This is a genomic window from Methylomonas sp. BG-2 (assembly GCF_057766305.1).
Genome location: NZ_JBYMAP010000018.1, coordinates 22,600 through 29,137, shown reverse-complemented (window position 1 = coordinate 29,137; position 6,538 = coordinate 22,600). Strand labels below are relative to the sequence as shown.

Annotated in this window: 5 protein-coding genes; 4 read left to right on the top strand and 1 reads right to left on the bottom strand. The window is 57.9% G+C overall.

Annotation, left to right across the window (positions count from 1 at the left end):
* A partial coding sequence (locus AC3B8H_RS03140; RefSeq protein ID WP_488440164.1) for an asparaginase domain-containing protein occupies positions 1-708 on the bottom strand: 708 nt, incomplete at its 3' end.
* 58 nt (positions 709-766) lie between these two features.
* On the opposite strand from AC3B8H_RS03140, the gene AC3B8H_RS03135 reads away from it, so the two are divergent.
* From AC3B8H_RS03135 to pstA, 4 genes are all read left to right on the top strand, one after another.
* Positions 767-1,297 (top strand): dihydrofolate reductase, encoded by a 531-nt coding sequence (locus AC3B8H_RS03135; RefSeq protein ID WP_488440163.1) that lies wholly within the window; start codon positions 767-769, stop codon positions 1,295-1,297.
* 108 nt (positions 1,298-1,405) lie between these two features.
* Positions 1,406-2,392, top strand: a complete 987-nt coding sequence (locus AC3B8H_RS03130; RefSeq protein ID WP_488440162.1) for a PstS family phosphate ABC transporter substrate-binding protein — start codon at positions 1,406-1,408, stop codon at positions 2,390-2,392.
* Between the two features lie 212 nt (positions 2,393-2,604).
* On the top strand, positions 2,605-4,881 hold the full coding sequence (locus AC3B8H_RS03125; RefSeq protein WP_488440161.1) for an ABC transporter permease subunit: 2,277 nt from the start codon (positions 2,605-2,607) through the stop codon (positions 4,879-4,881).
* The gene (pstA, locus tag AC3B8H_RS03120) at positions 4,878-6,533 is read left to right on the top strand and encodes a phosphate ABC transporter permease PstA (protein ID WP_488440160.1); all 1,656 of its coding nucleotides are present in this window, start codon (positions 4,878-4,880) and stop codon (positions 6,531-6,533) included. Before AC3B8H_RS03125 ends, pstA begins: the two co-directional genes overlap by 4 nt.
* The last annotated feature ends 5 nt before the right edge of the window (positions 6,534-6,538 follow it).

Below are 6,538 nucleotides of genomic sequence, written 5' to 3'. Positions count from 1 at the left end.
CGCATCGCAGCCTTCCAGGCGGAGGTCGCGGTAGTCCAAACCCGGATAGGGTCGGATCAACAGCAATTTTTTCGAGAACTCGGGTTTTAGGTCGAATTGCCGACGCGCCGGTAAGGAATGATGGCATTCGAAACCGTCGGCCGAGTAGGTCGCGTACGGCCGGGACCGCGCGCTGACGAAATCGCTGCCCAGCGGCAAACAGGAGGCCAGGCGACTGCCCAGGTGCAAGTGCATCGCGCCGCCTGGATTTCGGTACGCGGCAAACACGCCGGCCGCGCCGATGTCGCGGATGTAGGAAACCGCGCAGCCGAAGTTGTCCAGCCCGTTCGCCAGCGGATCGGCAAGCGGCCGATCGCTCGAGACCAGCAGCAACGGAATCGGCAAGCGGTTGAAGTACAGCGCCAGTGCCGCGGCGGAAAACGCCAGGGTATCGGTGCCGTGGGTAACGATGACGCCGGCGAAACTCGCTAGATCCAGGCCTTCTATCGCGGCGATCATCGATTGCCAATGGCTGGGATGCAGATTTTCCGAGAGTATGCCGAGCGGCTGCAGGCTGGAGAAGGCCACGGTTTCGGCAATGTCAGGGTAGCTTTGCCGGTAGCGGTTCAGCAATTCGAAGCCGGCGTCGGCAGAGGTGTCTATCGTGCCTGCTACGGCATTCGAGCCTATCGTGCCGCCGGTAAATATCACCAGTATGTTTTTCTTCATCGGTTGATGTCTAGTATCATCTTCGCTTTGAACAAGGCTAGGCATCTTAAACTACTCCATGAAAATATCGTTGATTGTCGCGATGTCATCCAATCGGGCGATCGGTTTGGACGGCCGGATGCCCTGGCATTTGTCGGCCGATTTGCGGCGCTTCAAGCGCATCACGCTGGGCAAGCCGGTTTTAATGGGGCGCAAAACCCATCAGGCGATCGGCCGGCCGCTGCCGGGCCGGGAAAATCTGGTGGTTAGTCGCGCGATCGGTTACGAGGCCGAGGGTTGCCAGGTGTTTGCCGACATCGACGCGGCACTGGCGCATTGCCAAGGCCACGAAGAAGTCTTCGTGATTGGCGGTGCCGAGCTTTACCGGGCCTTGTTGGACCGGGCCGACTGTTTGTATTTGACCTGCATAGACCAGGATTTCGTCGGCGATACGTTTTTTCCGGAAATCGATGCCGAGGCTTGGCGCGAGGTCGAATCCGAGGCCATCGACAACGATCCCACGGTCGATTTTCGCTACCGGTTTTTGACGCTAAGCCGCGCCGCGCCGAGTGGCCGGCGATCGGAGTCAATGGCGCCGCTGGCCGACTAGGCATACAATTCGCCGGGATTTGTCACAAAACTGTCATATTCGCTTCATACTATTGTCACGCTTGCTTGGCAAACTGTTTCTAAGTTTTAAACCTTTTCGAGATCATTTATGAAAAACACTTTCACGCTGAAGTCACTGGCATTAGGGTTCGGGTTCGTATCGGCTACGTTCGGCGGCATCGCGGCGGCCGCTCCGGCGACGCTGGATCCCGCTCTGCCCGAATATGCGCCGGCCAGCGGCGTTTCCGGCAATATTTCCAGCGTCGGCTCCGATACCCTGGCCAACCTGATGACGCTGTGGGCGGAAGAATTCGGCAAGATTTACCCTAACGTCAATATTCAAATTCAAGCGGCCGGCTCTTCCACCGCGCCGCCGGCCTTGACCGAGGGTACCGCCAACCTGGGGCCGATGAGCCGGAAGATGAAGGACAATGAAATCGACGATTTCGAAAGCAAATACGGTTATAAGCCGACCGCTATCCCGGTCGCGATCGACGCGCTGGCGGTATTCGTCAACAAGGACAATCCGATCAAGGGTTTGAGCATCCCGCAAGTCGACGCCATCATGTCGTCCACCCGCAAATGCGGCTACGCGAACGACATCGGCAACTGGGGGCAAGCCGGCCTGACCGGCGGCTGGGCCAGCAAACCGATCCAGTTGTACGGCCGCAACTCGGTTTCCGGCACCTACGGCTTCTTTAAAGACGAAGCTCTGTGCAAGGGCGATTTCAAAAGTAACGTCAACGAACAGCCCGGTTCGGCTTCGGTGGTGCAATCGGTGACTACATCGAACAACGGTATCGGTTACTCCGGCATCGGCTACTCGACGTCCGGCGTGAAAGCGGTGCCGCTGGCCCGCAAGGACGGCGAGGCCTTCGTCGAAGCGTCTCCGGAAAACGCCACTTCCGGTGCCTATCCGTTGTCGCGCTTCCTGTACGTTTACGTCAACAAAAAACCGAACGAGCCCCTGGCGCCGCTGGAGCAAGAATTCATCAAGATGGTGCTGTCCAAAGCCGGCCAGCAAGTCGTGATCAAGGACGGCTACATTCCGCTGCCGGCCAAAGCGGTCGAAAAAGCGCTGTCCTTGGTACGGTAAGCCTATTTCAGGGATGGTTGATACATGGATTTCGTTGCAAGGACGCAACCAGGGAATGGCGACTCGTATCGATGCTCATCCCGCTCCCCCTTTCGACGGGCGTTGATCTTGTATAATGCTCAAGCCGATAATCCCTAAAGGTTATCGGCTTTTTTGTTGGCGCCGGGTCTTTTCCCAGCGGCGCAACCCAAGTTAACTACACGTGCCTTGTTATGACTGAAGTCCAATCGATTCCGGCGAAACCTACGCTGCTGCAGAGCGCCTCGAGCGAACGTCATCAGCGTTGGCGGCTGTTAAAAGACAAGATCGTCGCGCGCGGCGTGGTGGCGGGTGGCCTGAGCATCATTGTCGCCGTCGTCCTGATTTTCTTCTATTTGTTATATGTGGTGTTTCCGTTGCTGTTGCCGGCGACGCTACAGCCGGCCGGCGCTTACCCGGTGCCGGAATCGGCTTTGGGCAAGACCCGCTTTCTGGCCGCCGAAGAACAAAACGAATTGGCCGTGCGCTTTACCGATAGCGGCAATGCGGTGTTTTTTCGGGTCGCGGACGGACAGGCGGTGAAAACCCAGGAATTGCTTGGCGCCGAGGCCGGCAAGGTTGCCGGCTTTAGCCACGGCAGCCCGGATAGCGGCGTCGTCGGCTACGGTCTGTCCGACGGTCGGGCGTTGATCATGAAGCACGAATACAAATTAAGTTACCCCGACGGCAAGCGGGTGGTGACGCCGAATATCGGCTTTCCGCTCGGCGAGCAGCCGTTGGCGATAGACAGCCGGGGCCAGCCCTTGCTGCAATTGACGCTGGCGGTCGGCGACCAGCAAAGCCTGGTGGTTGCCAAAACCGCCGACAATCGGGTGATTCTGGTTCGGTTCAGCAAAAAGGAATCGATGTTCGACGACGAAGTGACGCTGGATAGAAGCGATGCCACGCTGGACGTGCCCGGCGACGATGTCGAATTCATGCTGGTGGATAAGGAGCAGCACAACCTCTACCTGCTCTCCAAACAGAGTTTGACGGTGGTCGATGTGAGCGAATCGTCCGCCTTGGCCGTCAAACACAAAATGAATCTGGTCGAGAACGGCCGGCAAATTACCGACGTCGAGTTTTTGAATGGCGAAAACTCGCTGCTGGTCGGCGATTCCAAGGGCGACGTGGCTCAATGGTCGATGGTACGCAACGAGCAGAATTACGTCAGCTTGCAAAAATTGCGCAGCTTCAAGCTCGCCGACAGCCCGATCGTCAAAATCAATCCGGAGCAGCGCCGGCGCGGCATGCTGGTGGTTGACAGCAGCGGCATGCTGGGCGTGTTCAATTCCACCGCCGAACGGGAACTGGTCAAACAGCCGGTAATGCCCGGCGCGCCTATGGCAATGTCGCTGTCGCCCAAGGCCGACACGGTGCTGGCCGAGGACACCGATGGCAACGTCAAGGTCTGGAAGCTGACCAACGAACATCCGGAAATTTCGATGAAATCGTTGTGGCGCAAGATTTGGTACGAGAGCTATTCCAAGCCGGATTACATTTGGCAATCTTCGTCAGCCAGCAACGACTTCGAGCCCAAAATGAGCTTGACGCCGTTGGTGTTCGGCACATTGAAGGCTTCGTTTTATGCGATGTTGGTCGGCATTCCGCTGGCTTTGTTCGGCGCGATCTATACCGGCTACTTTATGTCTCCGGGCATTCGCCAGTACGTCAAGCCGGGCATCGAAATCATGGGGGCATTGCCGACCGTGATATTGGGCTTCCTGGCCGGTTTGTGGCTGGCGCCGTTCGTCGAATCCCATTTGGCCGGAATATTCGCGTTGCTGATGATCGTGCCGCTCGCGGTGATGCTATTTGCCTACGCTTGGCAATTCATCCCCGAGGAAAACCGGCAGAAGGTTCCGGACGGCTGGGATGCCATCGTATTGATTCCGGTCGTGGTTTTCGCCGCCTGGCTGGCCTTTCAACTGAGTCCCGGTATCGAAGCCTTGTGTTTCAATGGCGATCTGCGCACCTGGATGCGCGAGGAGTTCGGAATCGCTTACGATCAACGCAATACGCTGGTCGTGGGTCTGGCGATGGGATTCGCGGTCATTCCGATGATATTTTCGATTGCCGAGGACGCGATCTTCAGCGTACCCAAGCATCTCACCACCGGTTCGCTGGCCCTGGGCGCGACGCCTTGGCAAACCCTGACCAAGGTGGTTTTACTGACAGCCAGCCCCGGCATTTTTTCGGCGATCATGATCGGTTTCGGCCGGGCGGTCGGCGAGACGATGATTGTGTTGATGGCGACCGGCAACACCCCAGTGATGGACCTAAGCATCTTCCAGGGCCTGCGGACCCTATCCGCGAATATCGCCGTGGAAATGCCCGAGTCGGAGGTCAACAGCACTCACTATCGGGTTTTGTTTTTGGCGGCCTTGGTTTTGTTCATGTTTACCTTTGTGGTCAACACCCTGGCTGAAATGATTCGGCAGAATCTAAGACAAAAATACAGTTCATTATGATGAAAGAATGGTTCAAAAGCGGCACGCCGTGGATTTGGTTCACCGCCGGCGCGGTCAGCATCAACCTGGTTCTGGTGATCGGATTGCTATTGTTGATTGCGGTGCGCGGCCTGGGGCATTTTTGGCCGGCCGACATCGTTGAATACCACTACCGCGATCAGCAAGGCGAGGACAGCGTCATCGTCGGCGAGCAGGTGGCGACGGCTTTGCTGCTGGCCGCGCAAGCCAAGGCCGCCGGCCACGAAGTCTTGAACAACGCCGAATATCTGGAGCAGCATCTGGTCAAGACCGGCAACCGGGATATTTTGGGCAGCGACTTTCGCTGGATCTTACAGCAATACATCACCGGCCAAGCCCATCCGGACGATCTGGTCTGCATCGAACGGCGCGAATGGGGTAATTTTTACGGCCGGCTGGTCGCGGTCAAGGAAGACGGCAATGTCGTCGCCCAAGGCGCGGACAGTTGGGCGGCGGCGCAACAAAAGTTAAGCGACGCGCTGGGCTTGCACGAGCAAATCGACCATTTGCAGAACAAGGCCATCGGCGCGATTAACTACAACCTGGAGCGGCTGCGTTTGCGGCAACGCAAGCTGGAACTGGAAGGGACCTGGAACGCCGACACCGAGCGCGATTTCGCCGCGCAAAAGCAGGCGTATCAGGCGGAGTATCAGCAAATTCAGCAGCAACTCGGCCAGCTTAATCGCGAAATCAAGCGTGCGACGCTGGTGGTCGCGGAAGCCGGCGGTCGCGAAATCAGCCTGCCTTTGCACCGTATCGTCAAGTTGACCCGGCCCAACTCGATGAGCACCTTCGACAAATCGGTCGAATACCTTGCGCGCTTTATCGACTTCATCAAGGAAGAGCCGCGCGAAGCCAACACCGAGGGCGGCATATTTCCGGCCATTTTCGGTACCGTGTTGATGGTATTGCTGATGGCGGTCGTCGTGACTCCATTCGGCGTGATCGCGGCGGTTTACTTGCGCGAATACGCCAAGCAAGGTTTCATAACCCGGATCATCCGCATCGCGGTCAACAATTTGGCTGGGGTGCCGTCCATCGTTTACGGCGTGTTCGGCTTGGGCTTTTTTGTTTACATCATCGGAGGCAATATCGACCGGTTGTTCTATCCGGAAGCGGCGCCGGCGCCGGTGTTCGGCACGCCGGGCCTGCTGTGGGCCGCGTTGACGTTGGCGCTGATGACCTTGCCGGTCGTGATTGTCGCCACCGAGGAAGGCTTGTCTCGGATACCCAAATCCATTCGCGAAGGCAGTCTGGCGCTCGGCGCGACCAAGGCGGAAACCCTGTGGCGCACGGTATTGCCGATGGCCAGCCCTGCCATCATGACCGGTTTGATTCTGGCCGTGGCTCGCGCGGCCGGCGAAGTGGCGCCGCTAATGCTGGTCGGCGTCGTCAAGCTGGCGCCGACCCTGCCGCTGGACGGCAATTTCCCCTACCTGCATTTGGACCGCAAGTTCATGCACTTGGGCTTTCATATCTACGACGTCGGTTTTCAAAGTCCCAACGTCGAAGCGGCCCGGCCGCTGGTTTACGCGACCTCGCTGTTGCTGGTGATGGTCATCGTCGGTTTGAACATGACCGCGATCGCGATACGCAATAACTTGCGGGAAAAATACCGCGCCCTCGAAAACTAACTGCC